The sequence below is a fragment of the Enterobacter cloacae complex sp. SHL001 genome, assembly GCF_049236825.1.
Taxonomy (GTDB): domain Bacteria; phylum Pseudomonadota; class Gammaproteobacteria; order Enterobacterales; family Enterobacteriaceae; genus Enterobacter; species Enterobacter hormaechei_C.
Window position 1 is genome coordinate 242,144 of the sequence record NZ_JBMKIP010000001.1, and the last position, 20,830, is coordinate 262,973.

At 55.4% G+C, this 20,830-nt stretch carries 16 protein-coding genes and 1 other RNA gene; 5 read left to right on the plus strand and 12 right to left on the minus strand.

Annotated features, from left to right (window positions below; translation table 11 throughout):
* Nucleotides 1-42: 42 nt before the first annotated feature.
* From ACOTYH_RS01280 to ACOTYH_RS01305, 6 genes are read right to left on the minus strand one after another with little or no spacing between them, the layout of a single operon-like run.
* Complete coding sequence (locus ACOTYH_RS01280; protein WP_015570713.1) at nucleotides 43-696, minus strand: helix-turn-helix transcriptional regulator; 654 nt, start codon at nucleotides 694-696, stop codon at nucleotides 43-45.
* Nucleotides 697-737: 41 nt separating this feature from the next.
* Entirely contained in the window at nucleotides 738-1,250 is a 513-nt protein-coding gene (locus ACOTYH_RS01285; protein ID WP_026094315.1) for a fimbrial protein, read from the minus strand.
* Between the two features lie 11 nt (nucleotides 1,251-1,261).
* Complete coding sequence (locus ACOTYH_RS01290; protein WP_032653314.1) at nucleotides 1,262-2,209, minus strand: fimbrial protein; 948 nt, start codon at nucleotides 2,207-2,209, stop codon at nucleotides 1,262-1,264.
* A gap of 1 nt (nucleotide 2,210) precedes the next feature.
* Entirely contained in the window at nucleotides 2,211-4,754 is a 2,544-nt protein-coding gene (locus ACOTYH_RS01295; protein ID WP_414105485.1) for a fimbria/pilus outer membrane usher protein, read from the minus strand.
* Nucleotides 4,755-4,781: 27 nt separating this feature from the next.
* Nucleotides 4,782-5,459 carry a fimbrial biogenesis chaperone gene (locus ACOTYH_RS01300; protein ID WP_033487131.1) on the minus strand — a complete coding sequence of 226 codons (678 nt, stop codon included), beginning with the start codon at nucleotides 5,457-5,459 and terminating at the stop codon, nucleotides 4,782-4,784.
* A 56-nt stretch (nucleotides 5,460-5,515) separates the two neighbouring features.
* On the minus strand, nucleotides 5,516-6,046 hold the full coding sequence (locus ACOTYH_RS01305) for a fimbrial protein (RefSeq protein ID WP_350364292.1): 531 nt from the start codon (nucleotides 6,044-6,046) through the stop codon (nucleotides 5,516-5,518).
* A gap of 354 nt (nucleotides 6,047-6,400) precedes the next feature.
* Here ACOTYH_RS01305 and ACOTYH_RS01310 point away from each other — a divergent pair, with 354 nt between their 5' ends.
* Together ACOTYH_RS01310 and ACOTYH_RS01315 are read left to right on the plus strand one after the other, a co-directional pair.
* Nucleotides 6,401-7,060: a winged helix-turn-helix transcriptional regulator gene (locus ACOTYH_RS01310; RefSeq protein ID WP_015570718.1), complete on the plus strand. Its 660-nt coding sequence runs from the start codon at nucleotides 6,401-6,403 to the stop codon at nucleotides 7,058-7,060.
* A gap of 77 nt (nucleotides 7,061-7,137) precedes the next feature.
* A complete protein-coding gene (locus ACOTYH_RS01315) occupies nucleotides 7,138-7,767 on the plus strand; it encodes a helix-turn-helix domain-containing protein (RefSeq protein ID WP_017693577.1) in 630 nt (209 codons plus the stop codon).
* A 46-nt stretch (nucleotides 7,768-7,813) separates the two neighbouring features.
* Here ACOTYH_RS01315 and ACOTYH_RS01320 read toward each other — a convergent pair whose 3' ends face one another.
* The 3 genes from ACOTYH_RS01320 to ydiJ form a co-directional block, all read right to left on the minus strand.
* Nucleotides 7,814-8,008: a YdiH family protein gene (locus ACOTYH_RS01320; protein WP_003857766.1), complete on the minus strand. Its 195-nt coding sequence runs from the start codon at nucleotides 8,006-8,008 to the stop codon at nucleotides 7,814-7,816.
* Nucleotides 8,009-8,093: 85 nt separating this feature from the next.
* On the minus strand, nucleotides 8,094-8,504 hold the full coding sequence (gene menI / locus ACOTYH_RS01325) for a 1,4-dihydroxy-2-naphthoyl-CoA hydrolase (RefSeq protein ID WP_015570720.1): 411 nt from the start codon (nucleotides 8,502-8,504) through the stop codon (nucleotides 8,094-8,096).
* Nucleotides 8,501-11,557 (minus strand): D-2-hydroxyglutarate dehydrogenase YdiJ, encoded by a 3,057-nt coding sequence (ydiJ, locus tag ACOTYH_RS01330; protein ID WP_032670067.1) that lies wholly within the window; start codon nucleotides 11,555-11,557, stop codon nucleotides 8,501-8,503. Before ydiJ ends, menI begins: the two co-directional genes overlap by 4 nt.
* A gap of 199 nt (nucleotides 11,558-11,756) precedes the next feature.
* Here ydiJ and ydiK point away from each other — a divergent pair, with 199 nt between their 5' ends.
* Together ydiK and rprA are read left to right on the plus strand one after the other, a co-directional pair.
* A complete protein-coding gene (gene ydiK / locus ACOTYH_RS01335; RefSeq protein ID WP_421637513.1) occupies nucleotides 11,757-12,872 on the plus strand; it encodes an AI-2E family transporter YdiK in 1,116 nt (371 codons plus the stop codon).
* A 208-nt stretch (nucleotides 12,873-13,080) separates the two neighbouring features.
* An RNA gene (rprA, locus tag ACOTYH_RS01340) (antisense sRNA RprA) lies at nucleotides 13,081-13,188 on the plus strand.
* A 5-nt stretch (nucleotides 13,189-13,193) separates the two neighbouring features.
* On the opposite strand, the gene ACOTYH_RS01345 is transcribed toward rprA, so the two are convergent.
* The 3 genes from ACOTYH_RS01345 to ppsA all read right to left on the minus strand — a co-directional run bounded on the left by ACOTYH_RS01345 (nucleotide 13,194) and on the right by ppsA (nucleotide 19,586).
* Nucleotides 13,194-15,569 (minus strand): glycoside hydrolase family 3 N-terminal domain-containing protein, encoded by a 2,376-nt coding sequence (locus ACOTYH_RS01345; protein WP_421637514.1) that lies wholly within the window; start codon nucleotides 15,567-15,569, stop codon nucleotides 13,194-13,196.
* A 3-nt stretch (nucleotides 15,570-15,572) separates the two neighbouring features.
* Nucleotides 15,573-16,973, minus strand: a complete 1,401-nt coding sequence (locus ACOTYH_RS01350; RefSeq protein ID WP_032648070.1) for an MFS transporter — start codon at nucleotides 16,971-16,973, stop codon at nucleotides 15,573-15,575.
* Nucleotides 16,974-17,207: 234 nt separating this feature from the next.
* Nucleotides 17,208-19,586, minus strand: a complete 2,379-nt coding sequence (gene ppsA, locus ACOTYH_RS01355; protein WP_017384643.1) for a phosphoenolpyruvate synthase — start codon at nucleotides 19,584-19,586, stop codon at nucleotides 17,208-17,210.
* A gap of 335 nt (nucleotides 19,587-19,921) precedes the next feature.
* Here ppsA and ppsR point away from each other — a divergent pair, with 335 nt between their 5' ends.
* The gene (gene ppsR / locus ACOTYH_RS01360) at nucleotides 19,922-20,755 is read left to right on the plus strand and encodes a posphoenolpyruvate synthetase regulatory kinase/phosphorylase PpsR (RefSeq protein WP_017384644.1); all 834 of its coding nucleotides are present in this window, start codon (nucleotides 19,922-19,924) and stop codon (nucleotides 20,753-20,755) included.
* Nucleotides 20,756-20,830: the final 75 nt, after the last annotated feature.

Sequence of the window (20,830 nt, forward strand, 5' to 3'; positions counted from 1 at the left end):
GGGTGGCGGCTATCGCTGCCCGGCCCGCTATCCGCTGCTGTTTTACGTTATCTGTTGTGCATAATTATTTTCCAGGTAATCGCGAAGCAGGTTCGGACGGCTCTTTTTCTCCATCAGCCTTCTCAACAGTACGATCAGCTCGTAATCGCTTCGCAGATTAAATTTCTGCATCATCATATATTTATGGGTAAAGACCGTTTTTTCGCTCATCTTCAACGCGTTCGCGGTCTGCACCACCGACAGCCCCCGGTAAAAATTGACCATAATACGAATCTGTTGCCGGGATAACCCTTTATGCTGGCAGTCGAAACAGGTCTTTTTATTCAACGTGTAACCTGGTAATTGCGTCCTGAACCACGCGATAAACAGAACGCCGCTAATACGATCAAGCGACGCCCGGCGCGGAAGAAAAATAATGTCCTGAAAGCAGGAAGGCAGCGCCGAAAAACGCAGCTCATCGTCGACGAGACCTATCACAATTCCTTTTTGCCGGGCCAGTAACTCCGGAAAACAGGTCAGCGTTTCCCCCTGACATAATGAAAGAACAATAATATCGGCCTGGCTGACGTTTTCATTGGTCAGCGCCAGGTGAAATGTGATGGAGCGATGAAAGTTATGCTTAAAAAAATCGTCGAAAAAGCTCTGTAGCCCAGCCTGAAAAAACAGATCCGTTTCCTGAATCAGAATATTTAACATAGTTCACACCAACGTCTTTAAAAAAGGCTTATCACCGGCATTTAGTTGTACTGCATCGTCATTACCACAACCGCGCTGATGCTTCCCGGCGTGGCGCCTCCCGGCATGGATTTTACCGAGGCCAGCATAGCCAATGTCGCGGTTCTGTCCGCGGCAATGGTCTGGGTCATACTGGTGCCTGTTCCTTTAAGCGCGCCGGTTTGGGCATCGCGCATGGCTATCGCCACGTGCGTGGCCGAACCGCTGTTCATGAAATAGTCCGCTCCCGCCTCGGGATCGGGGCTGCCGGTGAAAGCGACGGTCACACTCTGCGTTCCCGTTGGGCACTGGGTAAACAGCAGACTGAAAGGCACCGGATCCGATGTTGAGCCCGGCGTCGCCATATTGGTTGCCTGAATATTGCCCAGGTTGACATCGAGGCTGTTACTGCCGCCATTAAATATGCACGGCGACGCAACGATATTTCCCGTCACACCGATGTTGACGCTATCAGCGGAGCATACCTTCCCGCTGAGTAAGGCAAGTAAAAGCAGTGTCCTGCATCTTATTTTCATCTTCTTACCTGCTACTGGTAGGTCACATTAAGGGTGGCGGAGGCATTCGCTGAACCTGACTCCACGCGGGTTAACGTCTGGTAATACCGGGCCGTTAATGGCAACGTCTCTTGCCCCCCGGCAGACTGCCGCAAGAATAGTCGGCTGTTCATCACCAGCGGTGCACCGTTATAGATAAGCTGCACCCCCACCCCTTTCGCAGTGCCGGCATTTCCCTGCCCGGTTAAGGCCATCACGCTGGTATTGGCGCTGTCCGGATTCTGTATTCCACTGAGCGAGACCGTAATATTGGTTCCGGCGGCGCAGGTTAAGCCCAGGTTTTGCGTGTTCTGTGCCCCCATCGGCGTGGTGCCCACCGTGGAGCCGAACGCCGAGGCGGGAATATCCCCTATCGGAAACGTCAGCTGGGCCGTATTCACCGTGCACGCCAGCGCATTGATGGTGCCGGAGGTGAGCTGCGTGGTCAGACCGTCACGGTAGAGGCCATCGCTTCCCTGAAGCGCCACGACGCCGATCGTCCCGGGGGTTAATACCCCCGATGAGACCGGGCCCGTCACCACCAGCTCAATCCTCCCGCCGTACCAGTCCACATAGGAGGTCTGCGCATTGTAGGAAAATGTATTGCTCGGGTTTTCAAAAAAGCCGTTGGAAGAAAAGCGTATCCCTATCCCGCTGACGTTCGTGTTGTAAACATGGTTGCCGTAGCTGCTCAACGTGGCGCCGTTGTAGCGCAGGCTGAATCCCAGCATCAGCGGATTCGTACACCCGGTAAGATAGGAGCCTGTGGCTGACGCCGCGCCGGAAAATACCACCGTGCCGACAGGCGCATCGCGCTGCACGTTGATCGTCCCCACGGACAGGGTTGAAAGCTGTGGGGTGATGGTGGTGCAGGTACCGGCCCGAGCCATATTTGCCGCCGCGAGCAAACAGAGCAGCAACATCGCGTTAAGACATTTCATGTTAGCGTTCCTGACGGCAGGTGGCGCGCATATCAGCGATCCCACCGTACGTTGAGTGATTCGGCAGCGTGAAATCAGCGCGGCATTGCTGACTGGATTGACTTCCCCATGTAGCGACTAACGTTCCCTGCTCGCGCATCCCGGTTAAATAGACCTGACCGCGATCGCCGACAATAAAACTGCCGCTGTCATCACCCACAAGGGTGACCACCGCCCCAAACGGAACGGCGCGGTCGTTGTCGGTCAAGGTCATCAGCACCCGGCGACCTGACTTCGGCAGATAATCGGCTCTCACCACCGCTCCCCGCGTCGGCGTCACCGTGCGGGTGTTGATCTCCAGCTCGACATCGTCCGGCATCGTTTCCGGGTCGAGGGTGAGATCGTTTTTCCGGTAGACAGAAAGGTTGCTCACGACCGTATATCCGCGAAAATCTGTCCGTACACCGGGCTGATTGCGGATATCCACATCGTGGGCGCCAGGGGCTTTGATTAAGCCGCTGGTCTCCCCCAGCGGCTGGGAAAGCGTGATGCCATCAGCATGGGCGAGAATGCCGCCTTGCAGCCCGTAATTCATGCGTTCACTGTTTTTGTCATAACCATAACCTGCCGTGACTTCGCCATAGGCGCCTTTGTAGTCCGCGTTAACATTGCCGGTATAGCCCACGCCCTCTGTGCCGTATCCCTGCTGTACGTTCCAGCTCAGGGCACGGTTCTCGAGCGCTACCCCGTTCAGGCCGACGTTATGCGTCGTCCCGTTATTCCCGCTGGCGTTCATGCCATAGTTAGCCCATGTCTGCGGCAAAAATTTATCCAGCGGAATGCTGATGTTGAACGCCAGAAGCTGGTCGTGGTCAGCGTTTTTTTGGCTGTCGCGGGTTTCTGACGCTGAGCGGACATTTTTGCTGTAGGTCCATGTCAGGCCATAGCTGATGTTGTGCCAGTAGTTGCTATAGCCGACGCTCCACGAAGCCATCGACTTACCGTCATTCCAGTAATCTTCCCGCGCCGCACTGAGGGTAAGCGCGCCCAGGTTGTCCCCCAGCGTCTGGCTCATCGTCAGCTCGGCACGGTTACGTCGCCTGTCCTGAAGCGCGCTGCTGTCGCCGTACGAATCGAGGACGTCCTGCATCCCGTAATAGCCGCGGGTCGAGTAGCGATACCCGGCAATCGAAAAGTTCGTCCCGGTATTAATAAAATTCTTGCTGTATCGGGCCCGCCACGACTGACCGTTTGTTTTCACGGCATGCTCCGGCGTTGACCAGCCCTGAGTGACGTCTGCGGATACAGCCCCGAGATCGCCCATGTTCTTGCCCACCCCCAGAGCCGCCGACTGGTACTTATCTGCCCCCTGGACGCCGCCATATAGCGTAATACCGTGAGGGAGGCCGTAAATTCCGGTCAATTGCCCGAAGGGGGTTTTCTCCACGCTACGGTTATACGAGCGATACTGCCCGGCGGTAAGGGCATATTTCAGGCGCCCCTCCCGTTGCAGGACCGGCAGCGAAGCGTATGGCAGGGTGAAATGTTGCTCACTGCCATCAGCTTCGACGATCGTCACATCAAGATCGCCCGAGCCGCCGGTGGGATACATGTCCGCGATCTCAAACGCGCCCGGTGCCACATAGCTTTGGTAGATTTGATAGCCATTCTGACGCACCACGACCTGCGCGTTAGTCCGCGCAATACCGCGCACCACCGGCGCATAGCCTTTCAGGGAATCCGGCAGCATATCGTCGTCGGACGCCAGCTGGACGCCGCGAAACGGCATGCTGTCAAAGACATCGGCAGACGCGGAACTGTCTCCGAGCGTAAGCTGGGCTTGCAGGGGAATAATCGCGCGCTGCATCCAGGTATAGACGTTGTCCCACTTATCCTGGCCGGACGCATCGCGGGACCAGGTGGTGTAGTTGCGTAACCGCCAGGGACCGACGTTGATCCCCGGCCGCAGGTTTGCATACTGGCTGTCGCTGCGGGTGCCTGCCCCGCTTCTTGCCCGGCTGTTTGCCCCGCTCAGGCTGTAGTTGAGCATGACCGCGGTAATGCCTTCATCCCACATATCCGGCGGAACGTAACCTCTTGCTGGCAGGTCTATAGCCGCCTGTGGAATGCTAATCGCCAGACGCTGGGCGCCAAACTGAAAATCTGCGCTGGCCTGTGGAATCGCCCTGAGATCGGCGCATTCACTTTCCCCGGCGGCGAGCTGCGGGAAAAGCGCCGTTTTCACGCCCCACGCTTTTAACTGCCCGATACTCAGGCACGGCTGCAACGTTTCACTGCCGTTAGCATCCTTCACTGCCATAAAACGAATATCCCGCGTTTCCAGCAGCCGATCGTCAAGAATAATATCAACGTGGTATGTCCCGGGCGCCTGCGAGCCGGATTCAAAGGCAGATAAATCCGCTTTCCCCATTCCGGGATTATCCAGCTCTACCAGTTCCGTATTAAACGTCTCACTGGCATACAGTGTGGGAGAGACACCAGCAAGCGCGAGGGCAATAAATATTGCCAGGCGCGCAGGCTGCATTGTATTCAATGCCGTTGTCATGACGAACACCTGATTAACGCGTAAGGATCACAAACTGGCCCGGTGTAATTCGCCAGGGCTGCCATAATCGTTAATGACTTTAAACGTCAGCGTATTGCCACTGGTTCCGTTCGGTAACGGAAAACGGGCTGTGCCTGAAGGCATCACGTACGTGACATTGTCAAGTTTCTTATTACCCAACGTAATTTCATTGAAATTGATAACGTACGGCGTAGGGTTATTAACCTGAAGGGAATTCCCCGCACGATTCCAGGTTAATTTATTGGCTTGCTCCTCGGGGGTAGACGCACGAAGAGTCTCTGGTCGATAAATTAATTTGATGCGCGTTTTGACGGCAATTTGTAGCGAGTTCATCTGCTTTGAGGCTGACGGAATAGCTTTAATGTTCAGCCAGAATAAACTCTCCTGCCTCTGTGGCAGCGAGCCGGTCATGACAATACGCTCAAGGTTTTTTTGCCCGCCGTCCAGCCGATACAGTGGTGGCGTAATAATAAAAGGCGCTTTACCCGATTGTTCATCCTGAACATCTATCCACGACTGGATTAAATAAGGAACGTTATCAGGATTAGTAATACCTATTGACGCCTCTTTTTTAGCCCCATCGAAAATAATACGGGTGCCGCCAATAATTACTCCTGCACTGACGGATGTTAACGTCAGCGGTAACAGCGCCATAGCCAGGCCCATTGTCGTGATAAAACGCATTTTAATACCTCATAAAACAAGGGGCCGGGCGGGCCCCTGCTGATTACTGCAATGACTTAGTTGTATACCACAGAGAAGTTTGCGACCGAGTTAGCCGGGCCCGCGGTCACGGATGCCGCGGTGGCGATATACTGCGCGTAGAAGTTCAGCGTATTATCAGCCGTACTGCTGAGTGCATAGGTATAGCTGTTGCTGCCGTGCAGCGGCAGATCGGCTTTATCTGCCGTCATCAGGTTAATCGCCACCCCGGTGGCCGCCCCCGCCACGGACGTATCAATCGCCAGCAGGCTGGCGTTGGTTAGATCCGGCGTACCGTCAAAACGGACTTTTGCATTGGTGACCGTTACCGGACAGTTTTTCAAAATAATATTAAACTGCGTCGCAGCCGTTCTCGCCCCGGTTGTCGGGAATTCCGTTTTATAATAATCGCCTAATACCACCACCTGATTCTGGGATGCCACATCAACGTCGCAGGCAGAATCCAGAATATTCCCGTTAAAATTAACGGTACCGGCCGCTGCGAATGCATTGGTCATGGTGAGTACAGAACCTGCCGCTAACATTGCCATCATCAATTTTGTATTCATAATTTTATATCCCGTATTACTTTATTTATTACCGACATTCAGTTGCAGAAACAAAAGACCTTCCGACGAGTCAAAATTTATACAACTCTTTTTCCGCATACAATCAATTTTGAGGTCTAGCTGTAGACCCTCTTTTAACAATTACAAAACATATTCACTCGGAAACACCTTAAGAATAATGGCCAAAGTCTACTTTTAGACCTGAATAAAAAAGGTTTCAATTTCAATTAATTAAGACTCAAAAAAAAGCGAGTCTATAATTAGACTCGCCGCAAACATTCCCTGATCTGCTGGTTTTTAAGATAATTCTTTATGCCGATCAAAAAATGATCGCATCAGTCAGTGAGGTTTCACATGAATACCCGTTTCGCGCCTGAGTCAGATATTGATAAGTCAACAGTGCTCGGCGCTAAGCCTTTTAAGCACATTGAAAAAATAATCGATAATGTTTTGCCGCATGCGGAGAGAAGCATTATTGCCAGAGGAGAAATTATCCATTATTGCTCCGGCGATACCCGTCAATGCTTTTTACTGTTGCATGGCAGCGTGGCGTTACACCGTCGCGGGGACGGTATCGTCTTAAATTCTGAATCCGCGCCATTTATACTCGGCGTGAGCAGCCAGTTATCGTCTGAACACCTGTACGTCAGAGCGCTGGAAACTTCAGAGGTGGCCAGCGTTTCGCTGGCGTGTTTCAATCATGTTGTCGCACAACAGAATTTATGGGAGCACTTCTCAAACCTGCTGATCTATACCGCATCGCGCGTCTACGAACATTGTGCCCAGATATCGCAAATGTCGGCTTATGACATTATCCGCTTTCAACTGGTTGAGTTAATGCAGGAGCCGGAAGCCATAAGACAAAACATTACTGCCGCAGCCTATATCAAAAGCCGCACCTATCTTTCACGCAGCGGCATTATGCGGATCCTCGCGGAGTTGCGGACGGGGAAATACATCACCATGGAGCGTGGCGTACTAGTTGAGATCCATCACTTACCCCGTAAGTACTGAGGCTGTATTTATCTCTGGAGAAGGTGGAAAAGAAGAGCGACACTATAGAGAGTACAGTCTCTTTCCAGGTTAACGCTATGTCTTCTGACAAACCATCGCATCGCGGCTCTCCCTATGCTCAGGAACTGATTTCTCATTTACAGCCGCACTGCGCCACGCATAAAACCGATCCCGGCGAGCAACTAGATCTCCAGGTTGACGGGCAGAGCATGTGTTATTTAATTCTTGATGGCACGGTCGCCATATACAGAAGAAGCGACGACATGATGCTTTCAACGGCGCGCAGTCCCGCCCTGTTTGGCCTCGCTAACCTGACGGACATTTATTTTAATGACTACCTCCGAACGGTAACGCCTTGCCTGATTGGTGTGCTCACGACCGATCGGGTGGCTGAAATTATCAAAGAGAAGGCGCTGTGGGGGCTGCTTTCTAATCATCTGATGTTTGTCTATAACCGCCTCTATCACAACGTCATGCCGAAAGGCGCGCCAACCGCGTACGAGATGATTCGCCAGCAGCTCGTGCTGCTGATGCAGGAAGATGACAGCTACCGACGCAGCGTGACGGCGGAAAGGTATATCAGGGATAAAACCCATCTTTCCCGCAGTGGCGTAATGCGGATCCTGGCTGATCTGAAAACGGGTGGGTTCATCGAAATGGAAGAAGGCCGGCTGATTAAAATTAACAAACTGCCTGCCAGATACTGAATGTCAGACACAAAAAAGGCCGCGCTTGCGGCCTTTTCTTCACTGCTTAATGGACGTGAACGCCCAACCGCCAGGCAAAGTAGATCTCTTCTTTCAGTTCGTTTGAAGAGAGCGCCAGCAAATCCGTAAATTCCAGCTCAAGCTGTTTCAGCTTTTTCAGGTACTGGGCGGGAGACAGATTGCTTTTATCGCGACGTAAATATTCAATTGCCAGCTGTGTTGGGGTTATTTCAGTATCCATGATGTCCTCGTTTATGTTCAAAACGTGACCAGTATATCACAATCAGGCGGCTAATTTTTGACCAAAAACAAGACATCCGGAAACTTTACACAACGGCCGTCGTCAGCCTGGATGAACAACACAGGCGATCCTGCTCGTCCAGAATATCAATCTGCCACACCTGATGACGGCTTCCGGCATGCAGCGCCCGGCAGACGCCGCGCACGCGCCCGCTGCGAACGGAGCGGATGTGGTTGGCATTGACCTCCAGACCCACCACCTTCTGCTCTCCTTCCGTACACAGGTAGCCCGCCACCGACCCCAGCGTTTCGGCCAGCACGACGGACGCGCCGCCGTGCAACAGGCCAAACGGTTGATGAGTACGGCTGTCTACCGGCATCGTCGCTTCCAGTTCGTTGTCGCCAATGCGCGTGAACTGGATATCCAGCAAACCGACCATGTTCTCCGCGCCCATGGCATTTAAGGCCTCCAGCGTGACCGCACGTTTCCAGATCATCCGATAATCTCCAGTAAAGCCTGCAATGGATGGCGGACGCCGTTACCTTCCACCCGTTTCACCTGGCTGCGGCAGGAGTAGCCCGTCGCCAGACAGCGGTTGCGTGGCAGGCGCTGCATCGCCTGATGCCACGACAGCTCGTAAATGCCGAGCGAATTAGCGTGGTTTTTGACTTCATGGCCGTAGGTTCCGGCCATACCGCAGCAGCCCACGTTAACGCTTTCCAGCTTCGCGCCAAACCGGGCAAAGATAGAAGCCCACTGGGCAGGCGCCGTCGGCAGCGCCGTCACTTCGGTGCAGTGCCCAAACAGATACCAAGCTTCTCCACTCACCTCCTGAGTGGGCGTTTGCGTCAGCACCGCAGGCAGCCACTCGTGCACCAGTAAGACCTGAAAATCACCGCGCTTATCGCCGAGCGTCTGCTTATATTCATCCCGGTAACAGAGCACCAGCGCAGGATCGACGCCCACCATCGGCATGCCGAGCTGCGCCACGCGATTCAGGAAATCTGAAGTTTTCTGCGCGGTTTTCGCAAAGCGGGTGAGGAAACCTTTTATGTGCTGCGCCTTGCCGTTCGGGGAGAACGGCAGCACCACCGGCTGGTAGCCGATTTTCTCGGCCAGTCGGACAAAATCGGCCACCACCTGCGCATCGTAATAGCTGGTAAACGGATCCTGCACTACCAGCACCACCTTCGCTTTCTGCTCAGGGCTTAATGCTTCCAGTTGTTCCAGGGTCATGTTCGCCGAGCGGTGCCCCACCAGCCGACGCTGGAGCGATGGCACCGACAGCAGCGGCAGATCCACCATGCCGATATGTTTTTCTGACAGTTTGCGCACCAGCGGCTGGTTGATAAAGAAGTTAAAGGTTTTTGGCGCACGGGCCATCAGCGGCGCGTAACTCTCCACCGTCGCAACCAGATGATCGCGCATCGGGCGCAGATAACGCGTGTGGTACAGCTGGAGGAAGCGGGAACGGAATTCCGGTACGTCAATTTTAATCGGGCACTGGGTTGAACACGCCTTGCACGCCAGGCAGCCGGACATCGCCTCTTTCACCTCATGCGAGAAATCGTATTCACCTTTGTTCGCATGCCAGCTGTTGCGGGTGCGTTCGATAAGCCCGCGCAGGCTGGCGCGTTTTTCCGGCAGCTCCTGTTCCAGCTTGAGCGGGTCAACGCCGCGGTCGGCCAGCAGGCGCAGCCATTCGCGCACCAGCGTGGCACGCCCTTTCGGGGAATGAATGCGGTTGCTGGTGATTTTCATCGACGGACACATCGGGCTTTTCACATCGAAGTTGAAGCACAGCCCGTTGCCGTTGCACTCCATCGCGCCGCGCCAGGAAGCGCGTACCGCAATCGGAATTTGTCGGTCATAGGTGCCGCGCTTGACGGCGTCCACCTGCAACATCGGCGCATCAACGCCCTCCGGCGGGCAGATTTTTCCCGGGTTGAGGCGGTTATCGGGATCAAAAGCGGCTTTCACCTTACGCAGCTCGGCGTAAAGTTGTTCGCCAAAAAACGCCGGGCTGTACTCGGCGCGGAATCCTTTGCCGTGCTCGCCCCATAACAAGCCGCCGTATTTGGCCGTGAGGGCCACGACCTCGTCGGAGATCTCCTTCATCAGGATCTCCTGCTGCGGGTCGCACATGTCCAGCGCCGGGCGCACGTGCAGCACACCCGCGTCCACGTGCCCGAACATGCCATAGCTCAGACCATGGCTGTCGAGCAGCGCGCGAAACTCCACAATATAATCAGCAAGGTGTTCCGGCGGCACGCAGGTATCTTCCGCAAACGGAATCGGCTTCGCCGCCCCTTTCGCGTTGCCGAGCAGCCCCACCGCTTTTTTACGCATCGCGTAGATTCGCTCGATGCCGGAGAGATCGTTACACAGCTGCCAGCCAATGACGCCGCCTTCCCCCTGGGCAATCAGCTCGTCCAGACGCTGGCAGAGCGTGCTCACCTGGCTCTCAATCAGCTCTGCGTCATCCCCGGCGAACTCGACGATGTTCAGGCCGAGCATCTCTTTATCCGGCACGTCAGTAATCAGTTCGCTCACCGAATGCCAGACGATATCTTCCCGGGCCAGGTTCAGAACTTTTGAATCGACGGTTTCCACCGACAGCGCCCGCGCCTCCACCATAAACGGTGCATTACGCAGCGCGGAGTCAAAGGAGTTGTATTTGACGTTCACCAGACGGCGCACCTTTGGCAACCGGGTGATATCCAGACGCGCCTCGGTGATGAAGGCCAGCGTCCCTTCTGACCCGGTCAGTACGCGGGTAAGATCGAACTGGCTCAGATCGTCATTAAAGACATGGCGCAGATCGTAGCCCGTCAGGAAGCGGTTGAGCTTCGGGAATTTGTTGAGGATCAGTTCGCGATTTTCGCGGCAGCGCTCCAGCACGGTACGATAAATCCGTCCGCTGGTGGTGCTCTCTTTTGCCAGAGTTTCGGCCAGCTCGATCGGCATCGGTTGGGTATCGAGGATATCGCCCCCCAGCAGCACCGCCCGCACACCCATAACGTGATCGGAGGTTTTGCCGTAGACCAGCGAGCCCTGCCCCGAGGCATCGGTGTTGATCATCCCGCCAATGGTCGCGCGGTTACTGGTGGAAAGCTCTGGCGCAAAAAAATAGCCGTAAGGTTTCAAAAACTGATTCAGCTGATCTTTGATCACCCCCGCTTCCACTCGCACCCACCCCTCTTCCGGGTTGATCTCAATGATGCGGTTCATATAGCGGGACATATCAATGATGATGCCCTGGTTCAGCGCCTGCCCGTTGGTACCCGTCCCGCCGCCGCGTGGGGTAAAGACAAGGGTGCTGAAACGCTCCTGCGACGCCAGACGGGCGATGAGCGCCACATCGGCGGTAGAGCGCGGGAAAACGACGGCATCGGGAAGAAGCTGGTAAATACTGTTATCGGTCGCCATCGTCAGCCTGTCGGCATAATCGGTGGCGGTGTCACCTGTAAAACCCTGTTGCTCCAGTGCCTGCAAAAAATTAAGCACCAGCTGAACGACGCCCGGTGCCTGAGAAATCTGTGGGATCATTGCTGTCGACCCTAATGAGAATAGTGTGAAATCGTTTGCGTTGTGTCTGGAAAGTTTTATCACATTTTTTTCTTATGTGCTTCGTAGAATTACGGGCAAAATCCGCCTGTCAAAAATCGCTGAAATCACTAATGATTAGAGAGATGCGGTTTATATTCCCATCAGCCTTGCTGGTGTTCATTTAAGGAAAGTTTCGTTTATGGTCAATCTTCGTCAGCCCAGGGATGTCGCGCAGATACTGCTGTCGGTGCTGTTCTTAGCCATTATGATTATTGCGTGTCTGTGGATTGTTCGTCCTTTCGTGCTCGGATTTGCCTGGGCCGCGACCGTCGTCGTCGCGACCTGGCCTTTACTCTTACGCTTGCAGAAACTGCTGTTTGGTCGCCGCGGCCTGGCCGTGCTGGTGATGACGCTGCTGTTGTTCCTGCTGTTTATTATTCCCATTGCACTGCTGGTTAACAGCCTGGTTGACAGTAGCGGCCCGGTTATTCGCGCGGTCACCAGCGGTGATATGACGCTGCCGGATCTCGCGTGGCTGAACAGCATTCCTGTTGTGGGCTCAAAACTGTACAGCGGCTGGCACAGCCTGCTGGAGATGGGCGGTAGCGCGCTGATGGCCAAAGTACGTCCGTACATCGGCACAACCACCACCTGGTTTGTGGGGCAGGCTGCGCACATTGGTCGCTTCATGATGCACTGTACGTTGATGCTGGTCTTCAGCGCCCTGCTGTACTGGCGCGGCGAGCAGGTTGCGCTGGGGGTACGTCATTTCGCCACCCGACTGGCAGGTAAACGCGGCGATGCGGCCGTGCTGCTGGCAGCCCAGGCCGTCCGCGCGGTAGCGCTCGGCGTGGTGGTCACAGCGCTGGTGCAGGCTGTACTTGGCGGAATCGGGCTGGCAATTTCCGGCGTACCTTATGCCACCATTTTCACCGTCGTCATGCTGATGACCTGTCTGGCTCAGCTCGGTCCGCTGCTGGTGCTGGTTCCCTGCATTATCTGGCTTTACTGGACGGGGGACACGACCTGGGGCACGGTGCTACTGGTCTGGAGTTGCGTGGTGGGCACCATGGATAACGTGATCCGTCCCCTCCTCATCCGCATGGGCGCTGACCTGCCGCTGATTCTGATCCTGTCCGGGGTGATCGGGGGGTTAATTGCCTTCGGCATGATTGGCCTGTTCATCGGTCCGGTGCTGCTTGCGGTAACCTGGCGTCTCTTCTCCGCCTGGGTGCATGAAGTGCCGCCGCCGGGAACCGACCCTGACGTCATCTTAAGCGAACTTGAAGAACTGGAAGATAAGAACGCGCAGTAAGAACGTAGGCCGGGTGGCGCTAACGCTTACCCGGCTACACTCTCCACAGCAATACTTAAACGTTGCTAAACTATTTATTCTCTGCACACTGGTCAGACCCGCCTTTTTCTGCCTAAAACCGTCATTCTCTTCAAGAAATCTTTACCTGCCTTTAACTATTGAGACGAATCCGATCGACTCAAAATCCTGGCATGCCTACTATTAAGACACGGTTATAAATCAACACCTTGATTTATAAGCATGGAAATCCCCTGAGTGAAACAACGAATTGCTGTGTGTAGTCTTTGCCCATCTCCCACGATGGGCTTTTTTTTATCCTTTTTACGCCCGTGTAATGTCACAGCGGCTGAGCATGCGCCATTCCCCCGCCAGCTCCCGCGTCTCCCCGGTTACCAGCACGTTCACCACCTCGCGTATATCCGCCGAGGACGCGCCAACCTGTAGCTCAAATTCCCCTGGCTCGACAATCCGCTTTCCGTCCCGGCGGGTGAAATTAAACATCTCCACCGGCAGGGTAAAGGTCAGCGTGGCGGTTTCTCCCGGTGAAAGCGTAACGCGCTGGAACGCTTTCAGCTCCTGAAGCGGACGCACCTGCGTGGCGACCTTATCGCGTACGTACACCTGTACCACTTCGCTGCCGCTGCGCTCGCCGGTGTTGGTGATATCGACGCTTAACGCCACCTCTCCGTCGATCGGGACGCGGCTTTCCGTCAGGCGGGCCGCGCCCCAGCGAAACTGCGTCCAGCCGAGACCGTAACCGAACGGGTAAAGTGCGCCGAAATGGAACGCAAACGGCGTGCCGCCGCTTTTCAGCTTGTGGTTATAGTAGTACGGCATCGCCCCGGCGTTTTTCGGCACGCTCACTACCAGCCTGCCCTGCGGCTCCTCGCGGCCGGTTAAGACATCGGCAATCGCCCAGCCCCCTTCCTGCCCCGGCGCCCAGGCCATCATCAGCGCGGCCACCTTCTCTTCCAGCCCCTGAAGGTTATAAGGACGCCCACCCGTCATGACGACAATCACTGGCTTACCGGTTGCCACCAGCGCCTCCAGCAGTTGTTGCTGCACGCCCGGCAGATCCAGCGAATCGGTATCCGAACCTTCCCCCACGGTGCCGCTCTGGAATAGCCCGGCGAGGTCGCCCACGCAGGCCACCACCACGTCACTCTCTTTTGCCGCGCTCACGGCGTCGGGGATCAAATCCGTGCGTTGTGAAACCGGCGATTGCTGCATCGGCTTACCGCCGCTGTCGCCCGGGAACACCGGTGCGCCCGCCATCCGTTTTTCGATAATGTGACACCCTTTGGCGTAACGTATCTGTGATGCGCCAAGGTACTGTTCCAGCGCCGCGCGCGGGGTGGTCACCTGCGAAGTCTCTTCAACCATATCGCTGATAATCAGGTGAACCGGGAAGCTGTAGCCGCTCAGTAACGCCAGTGGATCGTCCGCCGTCGGCCCCACTACCGCTACACGGGGTTTTCCGCCGAGGGGCAAAATGCCGTTATTTTCCAGCAGCGTGATCGATTTTGTTGCCACCTCGCGCGCCACCTGCCGGGTCGCCTCATTCTGCAAATCGATACCGTCTTCGTCGGCGTACGGTTTTTCAAACAGCCCGAGACGGAATTTTTCACTTAGCACGCGCGCCACAATCTCATCCACTTTCGCCATTGAGATGAGCCCACGCTCTACTGCTTCAGCCAGATGACGCGCGCAGTCATCCTTCGGCAGTTCCACGTCCAGCCCGGCGTTAAACGCCAGCGCCGCCGATTGTGCTGGATCGTGAGAAATCCCGTGGTGCTGGTGCAGCAGGCTGACGCCGCCGTAATCCGCCACGATAATGCCGTCGAAGCCCCACTGTTCACGCAGCACGGTGGTGAGCAGAAAATGGTCGCTGTGCCCTGGCTGATTATCAATGTCGTGATAGGCTGGCATCACCGAACCGGCGTTGGCCAGCTTTACCGCCATCTCAAACGGCAGCAGGAAGGTATCGTTAAGCTCGCTGAAACCGAGATGGACCGGCGCATGATTGCGCGCCCCTTCGCTGAAGGAGTGGCCGACGTAATGTTTCAGGGTCGCCAGCAGATCGCGCTTATCGCCCTGCAACCCCTTCACGTACGCCGTCGCCATCACCCCTACCAGCCACGGATCTTCCCCAAAGGTCTCTTCCGTCCGTCCCCAGCGCACATCGCGCGAGACATCCAGCACCGGGGCCAGCCCGTGCTGGCACCCGACAGACCGGGCCTCTTTGCCAATCTGCTCCGCCGCGCGCTGCACCAGCGCCGGGTCCCAGGTAGAACCGTAGTTCAGCGACGACGGGAACAGCGTTGCATCTTTGCACAGCAGCCCCACCAGACACTCCTCATGAAACAGCGCCGGAATGCCGAGCCGGGTCTCCTCCATCATCATGCGTTGCAGGCGGTTGGCGGCACGCACGCCGGTTTTTGCATCAACAATGTGCGTGCCGAGCGGGCGGGTGATCTGCCCGACGCCCAGCTTCAGCCTTTCGCTGAGGGACGCCTGTTCACTCACGCCGGCGAATTCATCGCTCAGATCGCTGCGCTCGCGGTGGTTGCCGTGTTCATCGAGGATCAGCCAGTACGCGTGCATCTGGGCAAATTTCTCTTGCGGCGTCATACGCGCCAGTAAATCAGCGACACGCTCGTGTACGGAACGTCCCGCGTCCTTGTAGATCGCAGTCATGGTTTACTCCTGTAGTGCGGATTGGGTTGCCGGGCTGAGCTGCCCCGTATCGTTTCGACTATCGCGTTTGCTGGCCAGCTCGCGGGCGATGCTGTCCACCAGCCGGCTGTTAAGTTTGTAGATAGCAAGGAGCGCCACCATGCAGAGGAACAGCGCGCAGGGGATCAGGGTGAACAGGGCATTGATGGTTGCGAGAACGTGAGGCGCCTGGTTTGCCTGACCCGGCGCGTAATCCACCATGCCAAGCACCCAACCGACCACCGCCCCGCCCAGCGCCAGCCCAAACTTGATGGCAAACAGGGCGGTAGAAAAAACCAGCCCGTCAAGGCGGCGGCCGCTACGGTGTTCTTCGTAGTCCACCACATCGGAGAACATGGTCCATTGCAGCGGCGTGGTCAGGTTCTGAATAAAACTAAACACAATATTCAGACCGAATATCAGCCACACCTGCGAAGGCGGAATGAAGAAAATCAGCGCGCCAAAAATAACGAAAGAAATAATGGTCCACTGATAGGCACGCACCCGGTCAAATTTCCCCAGCAGACGTTCAGATAATAATGCGCCACTTAAGGAGGCCACCATGCCGGAAACAATAAAGGCAAAAACCAGTTCCGGACGTAACAGAACATAGTTAACGTAATACATGGTCGCAGAGCCACGCGTCACGACGGCGGTTAACAGTAAAATATTAAACAGAAAAACAATTCGCCACTGGCTATTGGCGGCCAGCAGTTTTAAATCCGTCAGCATCGAGCCGGAGGTGTCATTGCGCGGCGAGTAACGCTCCCGGGTCATAAAGAAGCAGCAGAAGAATAAAACAATACCCAGCAGCCCCATCAGGCTCATGGCATAGAAATAGCCTTTTTGCACATTCCCCTGTCCTAATAATGAGACCAGCGGCAGCGCGATGACGGTTACAATCAACCCGCCGATAAACGACAGGCCAAAGCGCCAGGATTGCAGCGAGTGGCGTTCGCGCGGGTCGAGCGTCAGCGCGCCAGGCATGGCACAGTAAGGGACGTTAATCGCGGAATAGATCAGACTCAGGATGGCATAGGTTACGCAGGCATAGACAATTTTTGCCGTCGCCCCGGCATCGGGTACGTAGAAGGTAATCAGGCAGCTCACGCCAAACGGAATGGCAAACCAGAGCAGCCAGGGACGAAAACGACCGTGGCGGGTCTGAGTGCGGTCCACCAGCGCGCCAATGCACGGGTCGACAAACGCATCGACCACGCGCACCACTAAAAACATGGTGCCCATAATGGCCGCAGGCAAACCGAATACGTCCGTATAGAAATAAGCGAGAAATAACGTTGCCGTTTGCCAGACCAGCGCGCTGGCCATATCGCCGAGGCCATAACCTATTTTATCTTTGGTACGTAATACAGAGGAGATTGTCATTGTTATTTGCCTTTTTATCAGGTTAAAACGTATTTCAACCAGTCGCGCATCATCCCGACGGATGTACGCGGTAAGGCTCAAGTATTAGCAACGCCCTGCCCGCTAACAATTGTCTAAATTAACAGATAAATTATGATATTTGGTTTTTTGCTTTATTTGTGATGGTGAGCATATTCGCAGGAAAATAAAAAAGGCGAGGACAGATATCCTCGCCTTTTTCAGGTTGTGCAGGTTTTACTTGTTCAGCTCTGCCAGGCTCAGCCAGGTCTGCACCACGGTGTCCGGGTTAAGGGAGAGGCTATCAATCCCCTCATCCATCAGCCAGGCCGCAAAGTCTTCATGGTCAGAAGGACCCTGGCCGCAAATCCCGACATATTTACCCTGTTTCTTCGCCGCGCGGATGGCCATGGAGAGCAGCGCTTTCACCGCCTCGTTACGCTCATCGAACAGCTCAGAGACGACGCCGGAGTCGCGGTCCAGGCCGAGCGCCAGCTGCGTCATGTCATTCGAGCCAATGGAGAAGCCGTCGAAGTGCTCCAGGAACTGCTCGGCCAGCAGGGCGTTGGACGGGATTTCGCACATCATGATGATCTTCAGCCCGTTCTCGCCGCGCTTCAGCCCCTGACGCGCCAGCTCATCCACCACCGCTTTCGCCTGATCCACGGTACGGACGAACGGGATCATGATTTCCACGTTGGTCAGCCCCATGTCATTGCGCACGCGTTTTACCGCCTCGCACTCCAGCGCGAAGCAGTCGCGGAAGCTTTCCGACACGTAGCGTCCGGCGCCGCGGAAGCCCAGCATCGGGTTCTCTTCTTCCGGCTCGTAGCGTTCGCCGCCCACCAGGTTGGCGTATTCGTTGGACTTAAAGTCCGACAGACGCACGATCACGCGTTTCGGGTAGAAGGCCGCGCCAAGCGTGGCGATCCCTTCTGTCAGACGCCCCACATAGAACTCTCTCGGCGAGTCGTAACCCTTCATCATCTCGCGGATTTCGTTTTGCAGTTTTGCATCCTGGTCGTCGAACTCCAGCAGCGCACGCGGGTGCACCCCGATCATACGGTTAATAATAAATTCCAGACGCGCCAGGCCCACGCCTTCGTTCGGCAGACAGGCGAAGTCAAACGCGCGGTCCGGGTTGCCGACGTTCATCATGATCTTCAGCGGCAGGTCCGGCATGGTATCCACGCTGGAGCTTTTCACGCTGAAGTCGAGGATATCGGCATACACGTAACCGGTATCGCCTTCAGCGCAGGAGACCGTCACCTTCTGGTCGTCCTTCATGCGTTCGGTCGCGTCACCGCAGCCGACTACCGCCGGGATCCCCAGCTCACGGGCGATAATAGCCGCGTGACAGGTACGGCCGCCGCGGTTGGTGACGATGGCAGCCGCTTTTTTCATGATCGGTTCCCAGTCCGGGTCGGTCATATCGGTTACCAGCACGTCGCCAGGCTGAATGCGGTTCATCTCGCTGATGTCGTGGATCACTTTCACCGGACCGGCACCGATGCGGTGACCAATTGCGCGGCCTTCCGCGACAATTTTGCCCTGCGCGTGCAGGGTGTAGCGCTCCATGACCTGACCGCGTGAACGTACGGTTTCCGGACGCGCCTGCACGATAAACAGCTTGCCGGTGTGTCCGTCTTTCGCCCACTCGATGTCCATTGGACGGCCATAGTGTTTTTCAATCTGCACCGCCTGCTTCGCCAGCTCTTCCACTTCGGCGTCGGTCAGTGAGAAGCGATCCCGCTGCTCCTGCGGCACATCTTCAATGGTGACCTGCTTGCCATGCTCTTGCGTCGGAGCATAGATCATGCGAATTTTTTTCGAACCCATGGTGCGACGTACCACTGCCGGACGGTTAGCCGCCAGCGTAGGCTTGTGCACGTAGAATTCGTCAGGGTTCACCGCCCCCTGCACCACCATCTCGCCCAGACCCCACGCGGAGGTGATAAACACCACCTGGTCGAAGCCGGATTCAGTGTCGATAGAGAACATCACGCCGGAAGAGCCTACGTCCGAGCGCACCATGCGCTGCACGCCTGCGGAGAGCGCGACGCCGCGGTGGTCATAGCCCTGATGGACGCGATAGGAGATGGCGCGGTCGTTGAAGAGGGAGGCGAAGACGTGCTTCACCGCCACCAGCACCGCGTCATAGCCCTGAACGTTCAGGAAGGTTTCCTGCTGCCCGGCGAAAGAGGCATCCGGCATATCTTCCGCGGTGGCGGAAGAGCGCACGGCAAAGGAGGCCTGCGCATCGTCAGCGGAGAGCTGGTTGTACGCGTCATGGATGGCTTTTTCCAGTTCCGGCTGGAAAGGTGTGTCGATAATCCACTGGCGGATTTGCGCGCCGGCTTTGGCAAGCTCGGTGACATCATCAATATCCGTTTTATCCAGCAGGTCGTAAATGCGCTGGTTTACACCGCTCTGGTCTAAAAACAGGTTAAACGCATCGGCGGTTGTGGCAAACCCGTTAGGTACGGAGACACCCATACCGGACAGATTTGTAATCATTTCACCCAGGGAGGCATTTTTGCCCCCAACTCTGTCTACATCATTCATGCCGAGTTGGTTATACCAAAGCACCAGCGGTGACGAGCCATTGTTGGACATCGAAACAATCCTTTTGTGATATTTGATCGGAGTAAGAAACACCTGACTACGTATTTATACTGGCATATTTATTTCCGCTAAAAAAACGGTGAATCGTGTAAGCAATTTAAATTTTCAACTTTTCGGACAGTTTCCCGGCACTCGCTAACCCGATGATTCCTATAGATTCCGGCAAAAACCATAGTAATAAAGCCGCTATTCGAAAAATGAAATCCACTTTTCAGGAAAATCAAAAACACCATTTCATTTTAAATTCAGATAAGTTCTTTGCTGTGAAATTAACTTTTTTAATTTATGCTTTCAGGCAATTACGTACGCTATTCAGGGTGGATAAAATGGATAATGCTGTCGATCGCCACGTTTTTTATATTTCTGATGGGACGGCGATTACCGCCGAGGTGCTGGGACACGCGGTGATGTCGCAGTTTCCGGTATCGATAAACAGCATCACGTTGCCGTTCGTGGAAAATGAGAGCCGGGCCAAAGCGGTCAAGGACCAGATCGACGCCATTTACCAGCAGACCGGCGTTCGTCCGCTGGTGTTCTATTCCATTGTGATCCCTGAGATCCGCAACATCATTTTGCAAAGCGAGGGCTTCTGTCAGGACATCGTGCAGGCGCTGGTTGCTCCCTTGCAAAGCGAGCTGAAGCTCGACCCAACGCCGATCGCCCACCGTACCCACGGTCTGAACCCCGGCAACCTGACCAAATACGATGCGCGTATTGCCGCCATTGACTACACCCTGGCGCACGACGACGGGATCTCCCTGCGCAATCTCGACCAGGCGCAGGTGATTTTGCTCGGCGTGTCGCGCTGCGGTAAAACCCCCACCAGCCTTTACCTGGCCATGCAGTTTGGCATTCGCGCCGCCAACTACCCCTTTATTGCCGATGATATGGATAACCTGGTGCTGCCCGCCGCGCTCAAGCCGCTCCAGCATAAGCTGTTTGGGCTGACCATCAACCCGGAACGACTGGCAGCGATCCGCGAAGAACGTCGCGAGAACAGCCGCTACGCCTCGATGCGCCAGTGCCGAATGGAAGTCTCCGAAGTCGAAGCGCTGTACCGGAAAAATCAAATTCCCTGGCTGAACAGTACCAACTATTCAGTAGAAGAAATTGCCACCAAAATCCTCGATATCATGGGGCTGAATCGCCGCATGTACTAATATGCTAGTACATTATTCCGGTTTCAGTTATTATTACGCCATCCTCGGGGCGACTTGCCCCGAACTTGAAATCAG

Coding starts and splice junctions, on each gene's coding strand:
- ACOTYH_RS01280 (WP_015570713.1), bottom strand. CDS start 696: ATGTTAAATATTCTGATTCAGGAAACGGATCTGTTTTTTCAGGCTGGG.
- ACOTYH_RS01285 (WP_026094315.1), bottom strand. CDS start 1,250: ATGAAAATAAGATGCAGGACACTGCTTTTACTTGCCTTACTCAGCGGG.
- ACOTYH_RS01290 (WP_032653314.1), bottom strand. CDS start 2,209: ATGAAATGTCTTAACGCGATGTTGCTGCTCTGTTTGCTCGCGGCGGCA.
- ACOTYH_RS01295 (WP_414105485.1), bottom strand. CDS start 4,754: ATGACAACGGCATTGAATACAATGCAGCCTGCGCGCCTGGCAATATTT.
- ACOTYH_RS01300 (WP_033487131.1), bottom strand. CDS start 5,459: ATGCGTTTTATCACGACAATGGGCCTGGCTATGGCGCTGTTACCGCTG.
- ACOTYH_RS01305 (WP_350364292.1), bottom strand. CDS start 6,046: ATGAATACAAAATTGATGATGGCAATGTTAGCGGCAGGTTCTGTACTC.
- ACOTYH_RS01310 (WP_015570718.1), top strand. CDS start 6,401: ATGAATACCCGTTTCGCGCCTGAGTCAGATATTGATAAGTCAACAGTG.
- ACOTYH_RS01315 (WP_017693577.1), top strand. CDS start 7,138: ATGTCTTCTGACAAACCATCGCATCGCGGCTCTCCCTATGCTCAGGAA.
- ACOTYH_RS01320 (WP_003857766.1), bottom strand. CDS start 8,008: ATGGATACTGAAATAACCCCAACACAGCTGGCAATTGAATATTTACGT.
- menI (WP_015570720.1), bottom strand. CDS start 8,504: ATGATCTGGAAACGTGCGGTCACGCTGGAGGCCTTAAATGCCATGGGC.
- ydiJ (WP_032670067.1), bottom strand. CDS start 11,557: ATGATCCCACAGATTTCTCAGGCACCGGGCGTCGTTCAGCTGGTGCTT.
- ydiK (WP_421637513.1), top strand. CDS start 11,757: ATGGTCAATCTTCGTCAGCCCAGGGATGTCGCGCAGATACTGCTGTCG.
- ACOTYH_RS01345 (WP_421637514.1), bottom strand. CDS start 15,569: ATGACTGCGATCTACAAGGACGCGGGACGTTCCGTACACGAGCGTGTC.
- ACOTYH_RS01350 (WP_032648070.1), bottom strand. CDS start 16,973: ATGACAATCTCCTCTGTATTACGTACCAAAGATAAAATAGGTTATGGC.
- ppsA (WP_017384643.1), bottom strand. CDS start 19,586: ATGTCCAACAATGGCTCGTCACCGCTGGTGCTTTGGTATAACCAACTC.
- ppsR (WP_017384644.1), top strand. CDS start 19,922: ATGGATAATGCTGTCGATCGCCACGTTTTTTATATTTCTGATGGGACG.